The 15,510-nt window shown below is 68.3% G+C and carries 13 protein-coding genes; 8 read left to right on the top strand and 5 right to left on the bottom strand.

All coding sequences use genetic code 11. From position 1 onward, the window contains the following. Nucleotides 1-1,090 precede the first annotated feature (1,090 nt). Together QQX09_RS08060 and QQX09_RS08055 are read left to right on the top strand one after the other, a co-directional pair. Nucleotides 1,091-1,915, top strand: coding sequence for a hypothetical protein (locus QQX09_RS08060; RefSeq protein ID WP_301133242.1), 825 nt, complete (start codon nucleotides 1,091-1,093; stop codon nucleotides 1,913-1,915). 146 nt (nucleotides 1,916-2,061) lie between these two features. After that, complete coding sequence (locus QQX09_RS08055) at nucleotides 2,062-3,321, top strand: mechanosensitive ion channel family protein (protein ID WP_301133240.1); 1,260 nt, start codon at nucleotides 2,062-2,064, stop codon at nucleotides 3,319-3,321. 33 nt (nucleotides 3,322-3,354) lie between these two features. On the opposite strand, the gene QQX09_RS08050 is transcribed toward QQX09_RS08055, so the two are convergent. Further along, a complete protein-coding gene (locus QQX09_RS08050) occupies nucleotides 3,355-3,957 on the bottom strand; it encodes a hypothetical protein (RefSeq protein WP_301133238.1) in 603 nt (200 codons plus the stop codon). A 71-nt stretch (nucleotides 3,958-4,028) separates the two neighbouring features. Here QQX09_RS08050 and QQX09_RS08045 point away from each other — a divergent pair, with 71 nt between their 5' ends. After that, nucleotides 4,029-4,961, top strand: coding sequence for a DUF6994 family protein (locus tag QQX09_RS08045; RefSeq protein WP_301133236.1), 933 nt, complete (start codon nucleotides 4,029-4,031; stop codon nucleotides 4,959-4,961). Here QQX09_RS08045 and QQX09_RS08040 read toward each other — a convergent pair. Both QQX09_RS08040 and QQX09_RS08035 read right to left on the bottom strand, forming a co-directional pair. After that, a complete protein-coding gene (locus QQX09_RS08040) occupies nucleotides 4,958-5,650 on the bottom strand; it encodes a DUF429 domain-containing protein (RefSeq protein ID WP_301133234.1) in 693 nt (230 codons plus the stop codon). The genes QQX09_RS08045 and QQX09_RS08040 overlap by 4 nt on opposite strands. Before the next feature lie 8 nt (nucleotides 5,651-5,658). Further along, complete coding sequence (locus QQX09_RS08035; protein ID WP_301133232.1) at nucleotides 5,659-7,449, bottom strand: DUF262 domain-containing protein; 1,791 nt, start codon at nucleotides 7,447-7,449, stop codon at nucleotides 5,659-5,661. A gap of 149 nt (nucleotides 7,450-7,598) precedes the next feature. Here QQX09_RS08035 and QQX09_RS08030 point away from each other — a divergent pair, with 149 nt between their 5' ends. Beyond that, a complete protein-coding gene (locus QQX09_RS08030) occupies nucleotides 7,599-8,624 on the top strand; it encodes an endonuclease/exonuclease/phosphatase family protein (RefSeq protein ID WP_301133230.1) in 1,026 nt (341 codons plus the stop codon). A gap of 210 nt (nucleotides 8,625-8,834) precedes the next feature. Here QQX09_RS08030 and QQX09_RS08025 read toward each other — a convergent pair whose 3' ends face one another. Continuing rightward, nucleotides 8,835-9,194 (bottom strand): nucleotide pyrophosphohydrolase, encoded by a 360-nt coding sequence (locus tag QQX09_RS08025; RefSeq protein WP_301133228.1) that lies wholly within the window; start codon nucleotides 9,192-9,194, stop codon nucleotides 8,835-8,837. A 139-nt stretch (nucleotides 9,195-9,333) separates the two neighbouring features. Here QQX09_RS08025 and QQX09_RS08020 point away from each other — a divergent pair, with 139 nt between their 5' ends. Next, complete coding sequence (locus QQX09_RS08020; RefSeq protein WP_301133226.1) at nucleotides 9,334-11,220, top strand: DUF2075 domain-containing protein; 1,887 nt, start codon at nucleotides 9,334-9,336, stop codon at nucleotides 11,218-11,220. Further along, complete coding sequence (locus QQX09_RS08015) at nucleotides 11,220-11,558, top strand: hypothetical protein (RefSeq protein WP_301133225.1); 339 nt, start codon at nucleotides 11,220-11,222, stop codon at nucleotides 11,556-11,558. The genes QQX09_RS08020 and QQX09_RS08015 overlap by 1 nt, the downstream gene beginning before the upstream one ends. Nucleotides 11,559-11,661: 103 nt before the next feature. Here the strand turns inward: QQX09_RS08015 and QQX09_RS08010 are convergent, their stop codons facing one another. Next, nucleotides 11,662-12,846: an exonuclease domain-containing protein gene (locus QQX09_RS08010; RefSeq protein WP_301133224.1), complete on the bottom strand. Its 1,185-nt coding sequence runs from the start codon at nucleotides 12,844-12,846 to the stop codon at nucleotides 11,662-11,664. A gap of 158 nt (nucleotides 12,847-13,004) precedes the next feature. Here QQX09_RS08010 and QQX09_RS08005 point away from each other — a divergent pair, with 158 nt between their 5' ends. Both QQX09_RS08005 and QQX09_RS08000 read left to right on the top strand, forming a co-directional pair. Beyond that, nucleotides 13,005-14,153 carry a 4Fe-4S dicluster domain-containing protein gene (locus tag QQX09_RS08005; RefSeq protein ID WP_301133223.1) on the top strand — a complete coding sequence of 383 codons (1,149 nt, stop codon included), beginning with the start codon at nucleotides 13,005-13,007 and terminating at the stop codon, nucleotides 14,151-14,153. A gap of 207 nt (nucleotides 14,154-14,360) precedes the next feature. Then, the gene (locus QQX09_RS08000) at nucleotides 14,361-15,509 is read left to right on the top strand and encodes a hypothetical protein (RefSeq protein WP_301133221.1); all 1,149 of its coding nucleotides are present in this window, start codon (nucleotides 14,361-14,363) and stop codon (nucleotides 15,507-15,509) included. Nucleotide 15,510 lies beyond the last annotated feature (1 nt).

Below are 15,510 nucleotides of genomic sequence, written 5' to 3'. Positions count from 1 at the left end.
TGAGCGAGCGCCGGGCCCGGATCCGCTGCTCGCGTTCGCGCCAACCCGCGGGGTCGGCGGTGGCGCGCTCGCGCCAGCACGCCTTGCGGAGGTCGTACAGGGACAGCCGGGGGGCCTTCGCCACGAGCCGCTTCTCGATCTCCCACAGGGCTGCCCGGTCCACGACATCGAGGAGCTCCCTCAGCGTCGCGCGGATCAGCGCCGCCGCGTCGACCGCGACGGTGCCGTTGCCGATCGCCTCGGCGAGCGACCCGGGCACGGGCGGGCGCGGCTTGGGCTTCGCGGGCTTCGGTTGCGGGTCGGGCGAATCGGGATCGTCCTCGCCGCCGCCGCCTCCCGCCCCGCCCTCATCGGGGTCGTCCGGATCGCCGGGACCATCGGGGTCCTCGGGCTCGTCGGGGTCCATCGCGAGGCCTGCGCCGATCAGAGTGCGCGCCTCCGCCACCGTCCCGCCGAGCAGGCTCGCGATGAAGTACTCCGGGCTGCGATGTCCCGCCTCTCGCGTGATCCCTCCGCGAAGTCCCGGACCGCCCGCGTCCCGCGACACGGCTGCAGCGATGGGGGCGGCCAGGCGGCGTGCCTCGGACAGCACCTCGCACGCGGCGACGATCGCGTCGTGGAGTCCCTCGCCGTGAAGCTCCCTGGTCTCGGCGCCGTCGAGCGCGCGCACACGAGCGGCTGCCCGGTCGAGTGCGGCGGTCGTGACGTCCATGGAACAAGTTCATCACGGGGGTCTGACATCGAGATCCGACATCGCTCCTGGTAGATGTGAAAAAGTTGCGACGGAATGGGCCTGTGGACATCGCCCCCGAGGCGCCGCCAGGACGATGCGCGGAACCCCGCCTGTGGAGAACCGCCCAGGGGCACGCCGGCTGGCTAGCGTCGAGGCATGCGCGAAGAGCGACGGTGGTCCGAGGACTGGGGCGGGAGCTGGGACGAGGGGGTGTCCCGTCCTGGCGAGCGCGTCTACGGCGTGCTCTCCGATGCCTCCGAGGAGCTGCGGACGGAGTTCCTCGAATCCGGCGACCGCCCCTACAGGTCGCGCGAGTGCGCCGGGTGCGCGCTCGACCTGATCCTCGCCTTCGCGGAGGTGGTCAGCCTGGGCGGGCCGATGCGGTGGGACGCCCGCGTGGTCGGGCACCTGGTGCGTGTGTGGGCGCCTGGCATCGCCAAGAACTGCGGCGCGGCGGAGGCGATGCCGTCGGTGCTTGCCGCCTTCGTGCGCTTCGTGCACCGCCGCGAGGGCGTCGATAGGGTCACGTCTCGCGAGGTGGCCCGTGAGATCCACGAGGCCGTCCAGGCAGGGTTCGGCAGCGGCGAATGGAGCGGGCGCGGGTACCGCGACCCATGGCTCCGCGATGCCGCCGTGCGCGAAGAAGGGGAGCGGGCGCGTGAGCGCCTCGCAGCGTCCGTGGGCGGGCCCGATGCGCTCGCCGCCCTCGACGCCGAGCCGATCCCCGACGAGGACTTCGTGTGGGATGGGATCGCAGACGACATCCGCACGCGCGTGGCCGAGCACCTGGTGCTGCTCGACGAGGTCGCGAACGGGCATCTCGACGTCGAGCATCGCACCGCGATGCGGCGTCTTCTCGCGCGGATCGCGATCGCCGACGCCGCAACCTTCCGGCGTGAATGCTCGGTGGTGCGCGGCGCGGCGGGCATGTGTCTCGTCGTGTGCGAGGCGAACGACACGGTCGCCGCCTATCGCCAGGGGGCCAACGTCAAGGTTCTCGCGGGCTGGTTCGGGACCGACGGAGGAGTGTCGGGCCGTGCTCACACCTTCCGGCGTGCGATAGGCGCGCCGTTCGTTCTCGACCGGATCGGGACTCGAGAGCCGATGCCGCTCGGATCCGCCGACCTGCTGGTGTCGTCACGCCGCGCGGCGATCATCGAGGAGCGCGACCGCCTCGCGTGACCCCACGGCGGTGACGGAGGAGAGCAACCGCAACCCCCGCATCGTCCCCCCGCAATCCCACCCTCAGCGATCCCTCACCCGGGGTTCACGTCGATGAAACACGCCTCCCGTACGGTCGAAGTTCGGCTTCCATCCCAGGAGGAGACATGCTCGAGGACTGGTTCGGATTCGGGGTCGCCGTCGCGATCGGCGTGGGCGGGGCACTGCTCTTCGCGCTCGCGGTCGAGGTCATCATGCGGCTCGTCGCGCGCCGCTACCCGTGGGCCCGCGACCTCCAGACGAAGGCGCGCAACCCGTTCTGGGCGCTCGTGCTCGTGCTGGGGCTGTGGGTCGGCGTGCATGCCGCGCTGCGCAACACCGACTGGATGCCGATCGTCGGCCGCGTCTTCACCGTCGCCGCCATCGCGACGCTCGCGTGGCTGCTCATCGCGCTCGTGCGCTTCGTCGCCGACCTCGCGCTCGCTTACAACAACATCGACATGCCCGACAACCGGCTCGCGCGTCGGCTGCGGACGCAGACGCTCATCGTCAAACGGCTCGCCATCGCGCTCATCGTGGTGATCGCGGTGGGTGCCGAGCTGTTCAGCTTCGACGCGGTGCGCGCGGTCGGGGCGTCGGTGCTGGCCTCGGCGGGCATCGCGTCGATCGTCGCGGGCCTCGCGGCCCAGTCGGTGCTGGGCAACATGTTCGCCGGCATCCAGCTCGTCTTCAGCGACGCGCTGCGGGTCGACGACGTCATCGTCGCCCAGGGGGAGTGGGGCCGCGTCGGCGAGATCACGCTCAGCTACGTGGTGCTCGACCTGTGGGACGACCGCCGCCTCGTCCTGCCCTGCACCTACTTCACCACCACGCCCTACGAGAACTGGACGCGGCAGGGCTCCGAGCTGCTCGGCTCCGTCGAGTTCGACCTCGACTGGCGCGTCTCCCCGCAGCGGATGCGGGAGCACCTCGAGCAGGTCCTCACCGAGACGCCGCTGTACGACGGCCGCGCCAACGTCCTCCAGGTGACCGAGGCGACCGCCGGCTACGTGCGCGTGCGCATCCTCGTCACCGCCAAGGACGCGCCCACGCTCTACGACCTGCGCTGCTTCGTCCGCGAGGCCATGGTGCTGTGGATCCAGTCCGTCATGCCCGATGCGGCGCCCGCGCAGCGCGTGCTCGTGTCCGAGGCCGTCCCGGCGGGGACCGGGCCTGCCGGGCCGAAGCGGCGGAGCCTCAAGCCCGAGCAGGCGGGGGAGTCGGGCTTCTTCACCGGGTCGGCCGAGGCGGAGGAGCGGGCGAGCCACTTCACGCACGCGATCCCGCGCGTGCCCCGGGACGGCGAGGGGGACGATGCGGTGGTCGAGGAGGACGTGACGGTCGGCGAGCCTCTCGAGGAGACGGCCGGCGCGCGTGCGCGTGACTAGGGCCGGTGCGGTCGCCGGGCCGGCAGCGAGCGCCTACTCCGCGAAGACGAACTCGACCTCGATGGTCGGGTCGATCGCTCGGATGATGTTGCCGTAGAAGAACTGGGTCTGGTCCTGCAGGACGTCCTGGTTCGACTCGATGGCCTCGTCGAACTCCTTGGCGTTGAGCACCTCGTTCACGGTGTCGAGCTCGTCGATGTCGGCCGTCGCCCAGCTGAGGAGACCATTGGACTCGGTGGCGGTCTCGAAGTGAGGCTCGCTGTTCCCGATGACGATGAACTCGGGGATCGTCAGGGTGTACTCGTTCTCGCCGGTCTCGTCGATGGTGACGTCGCCGCCGTCGAGACCGAGCTTGAGGGTGAACGAGTACTTGATGAACTTCGACTTCTCGCTGCCGGGGATGACGACGCCGAGCAGCTCCTTGCTCCTGCGCTCCTCCTCGATGCCCTCGATGCCGACGCTGAGCAGCGACACCTCTTCGGTGCGCTCGATCGCGGTGATGACGAGGCTGTTCTCGCTCGACGACTGGTCGCCCCACGGCATGAGGCTCGGCGCATACGCGGACGCTGCCGACGCGAGGCCGACGCCCGCGACGACGAGCACCGTGCCGGTGGCGATCTTGCCGACGATATTCATGAATCCCCCAGACTGCGGGCGCGCGGCGAGCCGACGTTGGTCTCGTTGCGCCCGATGATTGCGCCAGCGTAGTGGCGGCGTCCGACAGTGATAACCACGCTGTTGCGGAGATCACGGCGCGACGCGAAAGGGACGATGCGGTAGTCCCGGGAGGCGCGATGGCGGCGGCCGGAACTGCGCTGCCGGTTGCGTCGACGCTGGGCTCCTTCGGTCCGGCGGTTGTCGGTGGCATCGTGCAGGCTTGGTGCATGACCGATTTCCAGGGCTATGCGGGCGCGCGATCCGAACTTGATGTCATCGACGTCTCGTTCGACTTCAGATCCGACACCCCACCCGGCAAGGATCCCGATTCGCATAGCCCCACATTGCGGCGCTTCCACCAGTTGCTGTGGAGCAAGCCACTACCGGACGGTCGGCGTATCGAGTGGGACACGACTCAAACGTGGCGGTACCTGCACCACCGGTCGTCGATCGGCGAGTTCTTCCTGTCCAGCGACGCGGTCATGGCGTCATACGCACGGTGGGTGAGGATGCGGGACATCATCTCGCAGCTCACCCCTGAGCAGATCGAGGAGTTCGACACGCTCGGCTACACCATGGGCGGCATGATGGTCTGGCCTTCGGACCGCCGTGAGGGAGTCCACACGATCAACAGCGAGCGCGGATTCAACTCGCGGATCTCGGACCGCATGGACCTCACGATGGAATGCGTGCGCCGCTACTACCAGGGGCAGGACAGCCCGTTATCGCGCACGTTCGACGCATATTCGGAGTTCTTCGATCTCTTCACCGATTTCGAGGGCTTTACTGACTTCTTCTTGCTGGACGACCTTCTCGATCCGCATTCGGGCGACGTGACATTCTTCATGCCATTCCACGACTTCGACGGGCCATCTCGTCCGACGGACCTCGCCGAGTACATGGACTTTCGCGAGGCCAGCATGGACTTCATTCGTGCGCGCAATCGCCGCATCAGCGCGTGGGCGCCGAGCGAAGCGAATTAGAACCAGATCGCGGAATCGACGTCGTCGCTGAACCTCTCGGCTAGATGAAGCGGCGGAAATCGGTCGGCGTCGCCGCGCGCGACGCGGCGAGCGGTCCACGCCATCGCGGCGGCGTCGAGTAGGTCATCCGCGGAGGCGCCCCCCAAGCGTCCTTCGAGCTCCATCGGAACATCGATGCCCTCGGCTTGCAGCAACTGGTGCCTCAAGGTCATCCCTGCGAAGGTCTTCTTCGCGTGCGGGATGCCCGAGCCCGCCATCGCGCGGAAACTCACCTCTGGATGGCCCTCAACCAGCGGAATCCGAGCGCGCCCGGCGTAGCCGTCGGCGTCGAGGATCCGCTCCCGGATCGCGTAGGCCTGAGCCGAGAGGCTCTTGCCCGATGCTGCGACGGAGGCCTCGCGCGCGTCGGCGTAGGTGTCCGCCAACAACGCAGCGCGGACCGGCGTAGGGAACACGCTGGATCCACGCGGCTTGATGAACCGCCGCGCCAACGTGTCAGCGAGGCGCGTGCCGGTATCCGGGATGCCGATCGGAATGTCGACCACCATGCACGCGGCCGCGAATTCGTCGATTCCTCTGGTTTCGGCCGCCGCGATATCAGTCGCGACGAATGCGTCGATCCAGCGCTCGTCGCTCACCACCGCGACTACCCAGCCCGCCTTGCAGGCGTCCAAGCCGAGGTAGGTCATGCGGATGCCTACAGAGACTCGTAGTAGTCGCGCATGGCGCTTGCCATGAGAACCCGACGCTCTTCGAGGAAGTCGCGGTAGTCCGATGCGGTGGCATGCCAGATCGAATCCGGCACGGCGGATTCGCGCAGGCTGCGGTCCACCGCGTCTCGTGACACGATCTCGCCGATACGCCGCTCGCCGGTGGAAACCTGATCCGCGATGAGCCCCATGTAGTCGGCCGGAGCTTTGTCACTGATCGCGATGTTGATCGCAGTCTCCGCGAGCACATAGTTCGCGACCTGGTTCTTGTCAGCACGGTCGCGAATGCCAGACCTGTCCAGATAGGCCTTGGGGAACAGGTGATGAATGTCGCCTTGGCCGTCGAGCATCTGGCTCACCGTGATGTTCTGCGAGAGGAATCCTCGGGCCTTGCTGAACACCTGCGACGCCAGGAATGTGCGGAAGTAGGGGCTCCTCGTGCTGCTGGTCTCGAGCGCTTGCGGAAGCCCGACCCGCCAGAAGCCGTCAGAGAGTTCGCTCTCTTCGACCGTTGCGAGGTACCGGGCTGCTCCGAGCTCGCGGACTCGCCGGATGTCGAGCTCGAACTGGGTATCGACGCTCCCCGATGCGCGTCCCGTCAGCATCGACATGACGAACCACCGACGCACGATCCGCTGCACCTCGCCGAAGGGGAGGTCCTTGTCTCGCCTCAGCCGAAGGAATAGCGCATAGGCGAAGTTGAGCGCGTTGCGTGAAGTGATGAGCGCGGAGGTGTCGAAGCCCGCGGACTGGATGATCATCAGGAACTGGGTGAAGTTGTACTGGTTCGTGTATTCGTCGAGGGCACGCTCCAAGCGCTCGAACGACTCGAGCGCAAGCTCCTCCTTGAACGTTCGCGTCTCGAAGTCGCGTCCTGATAGGTAGCTCACGAGCGCGTCGATCCGTCCGCGGCCGAACTCGTGGAGGCCTGCCACGCGGATCACATCGCGGTAGTCGGGGTCGTAGAGGTCGGCCGCGTCGTCCTTGAGCCAGGAGATCCGGCGGAACTGCTCCGTAGCGGCGAACTCGGCATCGTTCTCGCGAATCGCCTCGTGGAAGTGCGGCGCCACCGCGAGGTGGCAGAAGTAGTCGATGTACTTGCGGAGGTTCGCGCCGTAGTCGCCGTAGGCGGCGATCTTGCTCATCGCGAAGTCCGCCGAATTCAGCACGACGCCCTTCGAGTTGATCCGGATGAAGATCTCGGTCACAGTCTCGATGTCGAGCGCCGCGTCGAGGTTGATGATTCCGACCTGCTTGTTCTGGATGCCAGAGAGCTTGGTGAGCGCTCCGATCACCGCATCGCGATCGGCGTCGGGATTCGCGGCGAAATAACGTTGGGGGAGTTCGTACGCCATCACCGGATTCATGAGCTCGGCAATGTCGAGAATCCATGCGGGGTCGTTTCGCATGACCGGCGTGAATGTCTCGAAACGCTCGGTCTGTGGGTTGAACGCGATCTGGATCCGCTTCCTCACGTACTCCTTGGTGACGATCTTCTGGCCGGCGAGTGCGGCGGTGAGCGCCGTCACACGCTGCTGGCCGTCGATCAGAATCTGCTTGTTGCCCGACTGAGTTCCGTCCTTCAGTTTCACGTCGTGTGTCTGCCACGTGATCAGGTATCCGACTGGATAGCCGTTGTAGAGCGAGTCGATGAGATCGCGAACCTTCGTGGAATTCCAGACGAATGGCCGTTGGATCTCGGGTATGGCAACTTGGCCCGTTGCTACCCAGTTGAGGATCGTGCCCACGGCTTGTTGGTGAACTGTGTACTTCTCCACGAAGTGCCCCTTTCGCCTTCAACTCGCACGATTATTGCGCGGACCCACCGCGCGGGCGAGAACGGATCGCGGTCGGTTGAAATAGTTGGTTTGATGGCAGAGCGGCCTGCCGTTCGCGCAGATGGTGCCCGGACCTCGACACTGGCTCCGTGAGCACGCTACGGGTCGCCACCTGGAACATCCAGGCGATTCGTGGTGCGAGCGACGAGCGCCTTGCCGCGATCGCGGCCGCGCTCGCCGCGCATCGTCCCGACGTCGTGCTGCTCCAGGAGGTCTCGAGCCGAGCGGACACCTTCGACCGGCTCGCGGCCTTGCTCGCGCATACAGGCCTCGCGTACTCCCACTTCGGCGGCCGTGATGCCGACCGCATCGTCCGCCGAGACCGGCGCAAGCGCTACGGCAACGTGGTCGCGAGCCGATGGCCCCTGACACCCGTGACGTGGACGCCCGCGCCGCCGTGGCCGCAACTGATCGCGGCCGCGGACATTGAGGTTCCCGGCCACCGTGTGCGGGTCGTCTCCGTGCACGCGCCCAATGCGGCCGGCAACGGGTGGGACAAGGTGCGCACGCTCGAGGCGCTCCGGGCCGGGCTGCTCGAGAAATCGGGCCCGTGTATCGTCGCCGGCGACTTCAACGAGCCGCGTACGTTCGCGCCCGCGCCGTTGTCCTTTCGCGCCCGCGCGGACGGCTCCACCGACGGGGGCTGGACAGATCGTTTCGGCGAGACGCACCCGCGGTCGCGCTGGCAAGCGGCGGTGACCGGGGTGCTGGGGGACGGTGCGCCGGTCGCTCTCGCCACGACGCTCGCGGGCGTCGAGCCTCAGCCCACGCACGTGATCCGCGTCGGGGAACCGCGGTTCTTCGACCACGTGCTGGTGTCGCCGCCGGTGTCGGTGGAGGGCCTCACCTACGACCATGAGGTCCGGTTGTGCCTCGAGCCGTTGAGCGACCATTCGATCGTCGTCGCTAGCCTCGCGCTCCCCGCGGTCGCGTCGGCGAGGAGCGACCGCGTGGGTGCCGTTGACACGCCCTACGGGCGGATCGTGTGGCGAGACGGTCCGCTCACTGACGGCACCAGGATCACGCTCGAGCGCCATGGCGAGGCGGCGCGAGACCTGCTCCTCGGCAGCCTGATCGGGCACACGAACGGGGCCGTGCTGCGCTTCCTGCCGTGACTCGTTCCGGGGTCCGGTCGCGGCGTTTTCAGCCGGTGCGTCGTGGGGCCGTTTGCCCTGACGCTCCGACGACGCTGGCGTGTCGGCGGCAGGCGGCTGGGCCTTGCGGACTTCGCGCGCTGGCAGCGTGCGCCAGCCCGCCGACGGCCCCAGTCGCCGCGGCTTGCCTTCAGCGAGCCGGATCGCAGCGATGCCCTTCGCGCGCGGTGGCTACTCCTTCTTCGGTGCGATGCCGAGCACTGCGTCGGCTGCGAAACGCCGGTGAGAGTCCACAAGCTTGGCATGCGCGGCGCGCGGCAGATCAATGTCGAGCACATCCGCCAATCGCAAGAGGTAGATCAGCACGTCGCTGACCTCCTCACCAGCCCGCTGTCTGCGGTCGGGATCGGCAAATGCGGCTACCGCATCGTCCGCGGGCACCCACTGGAAGAGTTCTGCAAGCTCCCCGACTTCCCCCACGAGTGCCAGCAGCAGCGACTTCGGGTCGTGGAACTTCTCCCAGTCGCGCTCACGCGCGAACTCACGGATGTCGGCGGTGAGCGCGCGGATGGAGTCGACTTCGTCACTCATGCGAAGACTCTCCCACAACGCGTTCCGTAGGCCGTCGCGTGGCTCGGATAGTCTGCCTGGGTCAGAGCGGATCGACAGGCTTTCGCCTCGGTGAACATGCCTCCCCGCACGAGTACTTCGTGCTGCCTGGGGGCTACCGATGCAGGTCGTTCGGCTGAGCGCCGACACTCTCGCCGCGCATGCGACTGGCGACTTCTCGCCGATCGAGCGCGCGCTCATCGACACGTTCGTCTACCACGGTTGGGGGAGGCCCGGCTCGAGCGAGATCGCCTCGTGGCGCCACAGCATCCCGCAGCTCGCGTCGGTGCTGACCGATGCCGGCCTCGGCGGTGTCGAGGTGATGCTGGAGCACCGCCTGCCGCTGACTTCGAAGCGTGCCGACGTCGTGCTCGCGGGCCTTCACCCGCGCACCGGCGATCCGTCCTACGTTGTGGTCGAACTCAAGCAGTGGTCGCGGGCGCACCGTCACGAGGACACCGACACCCTCGTTGAGGTTGAAGGCGTCGCGTACAACCCGACCCTGCATCCCGCATGGCAGGTGGGGGAGTACGTCCGCTATTACCGGGACTTCCTGAAGGCTCTCGCCGGTCACCCCGAGGAGATGGCCGGCGTCGCGTACCTTCACAACGCGGACGATGCGGGAGTCGCCGACCTCTGGACGATGCCGCCCAGCGACGACGGCCGCATGTTCACCGGTCAGCGACGGGGTGAGTTCGTCTCGTTTCTCCAGTCGCGTCTCGCGCCGTCGCCCGGAGCCGGGGCGGCCGATGTGTTCCTCGCCTCCGCGATCGGGCCGTCGAAGCAGTTGCTGAAGGTCGCGGCGGCCGAGATCCGTGACCGCGAGCAGTTCGTGCTGCTCGATGAGCAACGGGTGGCCTACGAGCTCGTGATGCGTGCCGTGGATGACGCGCGACGAGCGGACTCGAAGGAGGTCATCATCGTGGCCGGCGGACCCGGGTCAGGAAAGAGCGTGATCGCCCTGTCGCTGCTCGGTGAGCTCGCCCGCCAGGGTCGGACGGTACTGCACGCGACGGGCTCGAAGTCGTTCACGCAGACGCTGCGCACCGTGGCCGGCAAGGGGTCGACGCGGACGAAGAACCTCTTCACGTACTTCAACAGCTTCATCGGAGCCGAGCGCAACGGGCTGGACGTGCTGGTGCTCGACGAGGCGCATCGCATCCGTGAGCAGTCCGTCAACCGCTTCACGCGTGCCGAGCTCAGGGCGAAGGCGCAGCCCCAGGTCAACGAGCTGCTCGATGCTGCGCGTGTGCCCGTATTCCTCCTCGACGAGCACCAGGTGGTGCGTCCCGGCGAGATCGGCACGGTCGCCGACATTCGCGCTGCGGCAGCGGCACGAAGCGTCAACGTCCGACAGGTGGACCTCAACGCGCAGTACCGGTCAGGAGGCAGCGCCGCCTATGTGACCTGGGTGCTTCGGTTGCTCGGTCTGGAGCCGGGCGGGCCGATCCCTTGGCAGGACGAAGACGCGTTCGCGGTCGAGCTGGTCGACTCGCCTGAGGACCTCGAGGTGCGCCTCGCTGAGAAGCGCGCCGAGGGCTACTCCGCTCGCATGACGGCAGGGTTCTGCTGGCCGTGGTCGGACCCGGCTGGCTCCGCGCTCGTGCCAGACGTGCGCATCGGCGAGTGGGCGCGTCCGTGGAACACGAAGGCGGATCGCAGGGTCGGTCCATACCCGCCGTCGAGCCTGTGGGCTACCGAGGACGGCGGTGAGACGCAGGTCGGGTGCGTGTATACGGCTCAGGGCTTCGAATACGACTGGAACGGGCTCATCATCGGGCCCGACCTCGTCGTCAGGGATGGCGAGTGGATCAGCAGGCGCGAATTCTCCAAGGACCCCGCGTTCAGGAGTCGCAGGACGGTCAGCGACGAGGCCTTTGACGGCAATGTGCGCAACGTCTACAAGGTGTTGCTCACGCGAGGGATGGTGGGAACCGTTCTCTACTCGACGGACGCTGAGACCCGCGAGTACTTGCGGTCGCTGCTCGCGGGCTCGGAGGCTCGGTGATGGCTGACCAATCGCACGGTCCCGCCCTGGAGGTGGTGGCGCAGATCGAGCACTACCTCTCGACCGATCGTTCGCGGGTCGGTGACGTCTTCCGATTGCGGGCCGAGGGGCTCGACGCGGATCAGATCGCTGTGCGTCTGGGTGTTCGCACATCTCGCTTCGTGTGGAACAACGATCGGCTCATCGCCTTCCTTCTCGAAGGCGATGTCCCTTCAGCGCCGACGGTGGCCAGCTACTGCGCGAGCAAGTGTGCCGCCATGCTGCGCTCCGGCGAGTGGAGTCCTGCGACTCGTCGCTACCTCGAGCTGATCCGTCAGCAGGCAGCCGCGCGGTTCTGAACGGGCGACGCCAGTCGGGAAACGCCTCTCGGTGAGCACGGTGTCGTGTCCCGCGCGCCGCGAGATCGAGGCGTGGGCGGCTCGCCCAGACGGCTTCCCTACTTCAGCCGAGGGCGTCGGAGCCGACGACAGGGATCCCGAGGTCGCGGGCCTTCTTGGCCTTACCGGAGTTGGATCCCGGGTCCTTCGCGATCACGGCGGCGACGCCCTTCTTGACACCGGGCCACACGACGAGGCCCCGGGACTCGGCGATCGAGCTGAGCCTTGCCTTGTCGGCCGCGGCGTGCCCGGTGAAGACGACGAGCGCGCCGGGAGTGAGGTCCAGCGAGGTGGACACTGTCGCCACCCGGGAAGTCGCGTGCGCCAGCAGCGCCTCGACCTCGAGGTCCGCGAGACCGAGGAGGTTGGCCATCTGGACGATGTGCGCGCGCTCGTCGGCGGTGAGGAGGTCGTCGTCGCATGCCGCGTCGACGACGCCGAGCATGTACGTGCGGTGAAGACGCTCGCGGTCCGCTGCGGACAGGCGGTGATGCGCGGCCTCGGAGTCGAGCGCGACCTTCTCCTGCGCGGTGATCTTGCGGTCGAGGAGGACACGCCCGAGGAGGTCGAGGTAGGCGCTCTCGCCGCGGTGGTGGCTTGCCCCGTCGAAGGCGGCGACCACAGACTCGAGGAGTCCGTTGCCGGGACGGGTAGCGCCACGGTGAACCACGGAGGTGGCGAGCGGAGCCGCAGCAGGCCAGGTGAGTCTCTCACCGGCGGTGGCGAGCTGGTGCCAGCGGCGTTCGACGGACGCGAACTCGCGGTACCGCGCGAGGAGTTGCGCGGTGGCCTCTGCGTCGACGAGCGCGGCGTGCGCGCCGTCCAGCGGGATCCCGAAGTGTTGGCAGGCATCACCGAGCTTCGACGGGACGCCGACCTCGCGCGCGAGCTTCATGGTGCACACCGCATCGTCCGGCGTCAGCGCGATCGGGACGCCCGCGCGCGCGTACTCCGCGGCGAGGAAGCGGACGTCGAACGGCGCGTTGTGGGCGACCACGGTGCGTCCGCCGAGGAGCTCGGTGAGGTCGCCGACGATGCGGTCGAACGTCGGCGCGACGCGGGTGTCGGTTGCGTCGATACCGTGAACGTGCTGAGCGCCGAGGTCACGGAGCGGGTTGACGAGCGTGCTGTAGGCGTCCTCGCGGCGGCCATCGGCGTCGAGGAGCACCACGGCGATCTCGCAGATGCGGTCGAGCGACTTGTAGGCGAAGCCGGTGGTCTCGAGATCGATGACGGCGTAGCCGGACATGGGGCTCCCTGCAGGTGGGTGGACGGTGCACAGATCGTAGGTGCTCGTGCCCGGCCTCGTGTGGGACGTCGGACGGATGGTCGCCTCGACGCCGGTCCCGGACCAAGGTCCCTAGCCTCGCCGAAGAACGCGCCTACCGTCGCAAGAGGAGGCGTGTCATGGACGACATCCGAATCCTTGAGCCCGACGGCCTCGATGGCCTCATCGCGGAGCTGCGACGGCGCGGCTACCGCGTCGTCGGGCCGTCCGTCCGGGGCGATGCGATCGTCACCGGCGACATCCACGCGGCCGCTGACCTGCCAAAGGGCGTCGGCGACGAGCAGGAGGCGGGCACCTACCGGCTGAGGCAACGCGACGACGACGCCTACTTCGGCTTCGCCGACCCCGCCCAGTCCACCAAGCCGGTGTTCTTCCCGGCCGAGGAGGTCGTCTGGCGCGGCCGCCGCGAAGAGGGCCACTTCACCGTCGAGCGCGACACGCCAGATGCCCCGCCGATAGCCCTCCTGGGAGTCCGCAGCTGCGACCTCCGCGCCGTCGAGATTCACGACGCCGTCCTCGCCGACCGGCCCTTCCACGACGCCCACTACATCGCCCGGCGCGACGGCACCTTCACCGTCGCCGTCGCCTGCGGCGAGCCCGCCGCCACCTGCTTCTGCGCCTCCATGGGCACCGGCCCACGCCCCGCCGCGACCAATCCAGAGACCCAAGAGCCCGCCTACGACCTCCTCCTCACCGAGGTCATGGTGCCGGAGCACCGCTTCGTCCTCGAGGTCGGCACCGAGGCCGGCAGGGAAGTCGCCGACGCCATCGCGACCACCCCCGCGGGCGAAGAGGCGCAGCAAGCGGCAATAGACGTCACCGACCAAGCAGCCGCCCGCCAGACACGGTCCATCAACACCGACACCATCCACGACGTGCTCCAGGCCTCCGCTGAGTCCCCCCGCTGGGACGACGTCGCCTCCCGCTGCCTCGCCTGCACCAACTGCACCCTCGTGTGCCCCACATGCTTCTGCACCACCATCCAGGACACCAGCGACCTCGCCGGCGACAACGCCGAGCGCCACCGCGTCTGGGACTCCTGCTTCTCCGAGAACTTCAGCTACATCCACGGCGGCCCGCTCCGCGGCGACGTCAAGGCTCGCTACCGCCAATGGATCACCCACAAGCTCTCCAGCTGGGAGGACCAGTTCGGGATGCTCGGCTGCGTCGGCTGCGGCCGCTGCATCGCCTGGTGCCCCGTCGGCATCGACATCACCGAGGAGGCCGCGGCCCTCGGCCGCATGGCGACCGCCGCATCCTCCACCTAGACGCGGGACGATGCGCCGTGCACCTCCGCGACACGAACGCGCCCGCACGCCCGCGCGCTCAGAGGTGAGATCAGCCACATCAACGCTCGCGAGCGGCCGACTTGCCGTCCGTTGTCGGTCTGCGCCGGTACCGTGAACGCCACGCGTTCCCGGGCATCGCCGCCCGGACGCGCATCGTGATCTGCACCGGAGGACTGAGGGGTACCCATGAGCGACACGACCACCACGACGACCACTGCCGTCGCGCTCCCCGACGACTTCCAGGAGCGCGTCTTCAAGGCGATCGCGGTTCAGCGTCCGGCCGCGGCGGCGTACATCAAGGAGGTCCGTCGCAAGGACCCCTCCGCGTCGCCGGCGGCGGTCATGAAGAAGATCGAGTCGCAGTACGTGGCGACCACGACGACGGCGAGCGCTGCGGCGGGAGCATCGGCGACGATCCCGGCGGTCGGGATCCCGGTGGCGATCGGCCTCGGAGTCGCCGACCTACTGTTCTTCTACGAGACGACCGCGCTGTTCGCGCTCTGCATGGCTGAGCTGCGCGGGATCGCGATCGACGACCCCGAGCGGGCCAAGGCCGTCGTGCTCGGCGCGCTGCTCGGCGAGAAGCGCAAGAGCCCGATCACCGGCATGGTGATGTCGGCGCTGCCTGCGGGCGCCACCGTGGCGGGGGCCCGATCGGTCGCCGGAGCTGCGGTCATGGGCGCCGACGCCAAGTGGGGTGATCTCCTCGCCCAGCAGCTGCCGGACTCGGCGCTGGTTCCGGTCACCATGGTCCTTGCGAAGCAGGCGATCGCGCAAGGCGCCACGATGGGCACCGTGAAGATCAGCACCAAGGCGATCCCCGTGATCGGTGCAGTCGCGGGCGGTGCCACCAGCTTCTACTTCGGCAGCGCCGTGGTGAAGTCGTGCCGCGAGGGCTTCTCGGCCCCCGCGGAGACCTGGCCCGAATGGCTCGAGCTCTCCTACTCGGACGGCAGCGACGTGCCGGACGCATCCCGCGCGGTGCTCGCGATGCGGTCCGCCTCGGGCTCGGCGAAGGACTTCGGTGAAGGCGTCTGGAGCAAGGTCGTCGACGCCACTGCGGCGTTCCGCAGCGTCGACCTCGACGGCGACGGGGTTGCCGACGAGGCCAGGGCGCTCACGGCCCTCAAGGGCGCGACCGCCACGGTGACGACCGCGACCGGCGGTGCCGCGAAGGCCGTCGGAGCCGCAGCCGGCGATGCAGCCAAGTCGGCTCGAGCTGCCGCGGGCGGCGCCGCCAAGTCGTTCGGGTCCTTCGCCAACAACGCGAAGGGCTCCATGGCCGGTGCGCTCAAGCGAGGCAAGCCTGTCGACGCCGACGATCCGGAGGCCTGAC

The organism is Demequina litoralis (assembly GCF_030418455.1).
Taxonomy (GTDB): domain Bacteria; phylum Actinomycetota; class Actinomycetes; order Actinomycetales; family Demequinaceae; genus Demequina; species Demequina litoralis.
The sequence above is the reverse complement of the archived record's forward strand: the minus strand, read 5'-3'. Positions and strand labels throughout refer to the sequence as shown.

Excerpts from the sequence above, each read along its gene's own strand:
- QQX09_RS08055 (WP_301133240.1), top strand. The coding sequence starts at position 2,062 with ATGCTCGAGGACTGGTTCGGATTCGGGGTCGCCGTCGCGATCGGCGTG.
- QQX09_RS08050 (WP_301133238.1), bottom strand. The coding sequence starts at position 3,957 with ATGAATATCGTCGGCAAGATCGCCACCGGCACGGTGCTCGTCGTCGCG.
- QQX09_RS08040 (WP_301133234.1), bottom strand. The coding sequence starts at position 5,650 with ATGACCTACCTCGGCTTGGACGCCTGCAAGGCGGGCTGGGTAGTCGCG.
- QQX09_RS08025 (WP_301133228.1), bottom strand. The coding sequence starts at position 9,194 with ATGAGTGACGAAGTCGACTCCATCCGCGCGCTCACCGCCGACATCCGT.
- QQX09_RS08020 (WP_301133226.1), top strand. The coding sequence starts at position 9,334 with ATGCAGGTCGTTCGGCTGAGCGCCGACACTCTCGCCGCGCATGCGACT.
- QQX09_RS08015 (WP_301133225.1), top strand. The coding sequence starts at position 11,220 with ATGGCTGACCAATCGCACGGTCCCGCCCTGGAGGTGGTGGCGCAGATC.
- QQX09_RS08010 (WP_301133224.1), bottom strand. The coding sequence starts at position 12,846 with ATGTCCGGCTACGCCGTCATCGATCTCGAGACCACCGGCTTCGCCTAC.
- QQX09_RS08005 (WP_301133223.1), top strand. The coding sequence starts at position 13,005 with ATGGACGACATCCGAATCCTTGAGCCCGACGGCCTCGATGGCCTCATC.
- QQX09_RS08000 (WP_301133221.1), top strand. The coding sequence starts at position 14,361 with ATGAGCGACACGACCACCACGACGACCACTGCCGTCGCGCTCCCCGAC.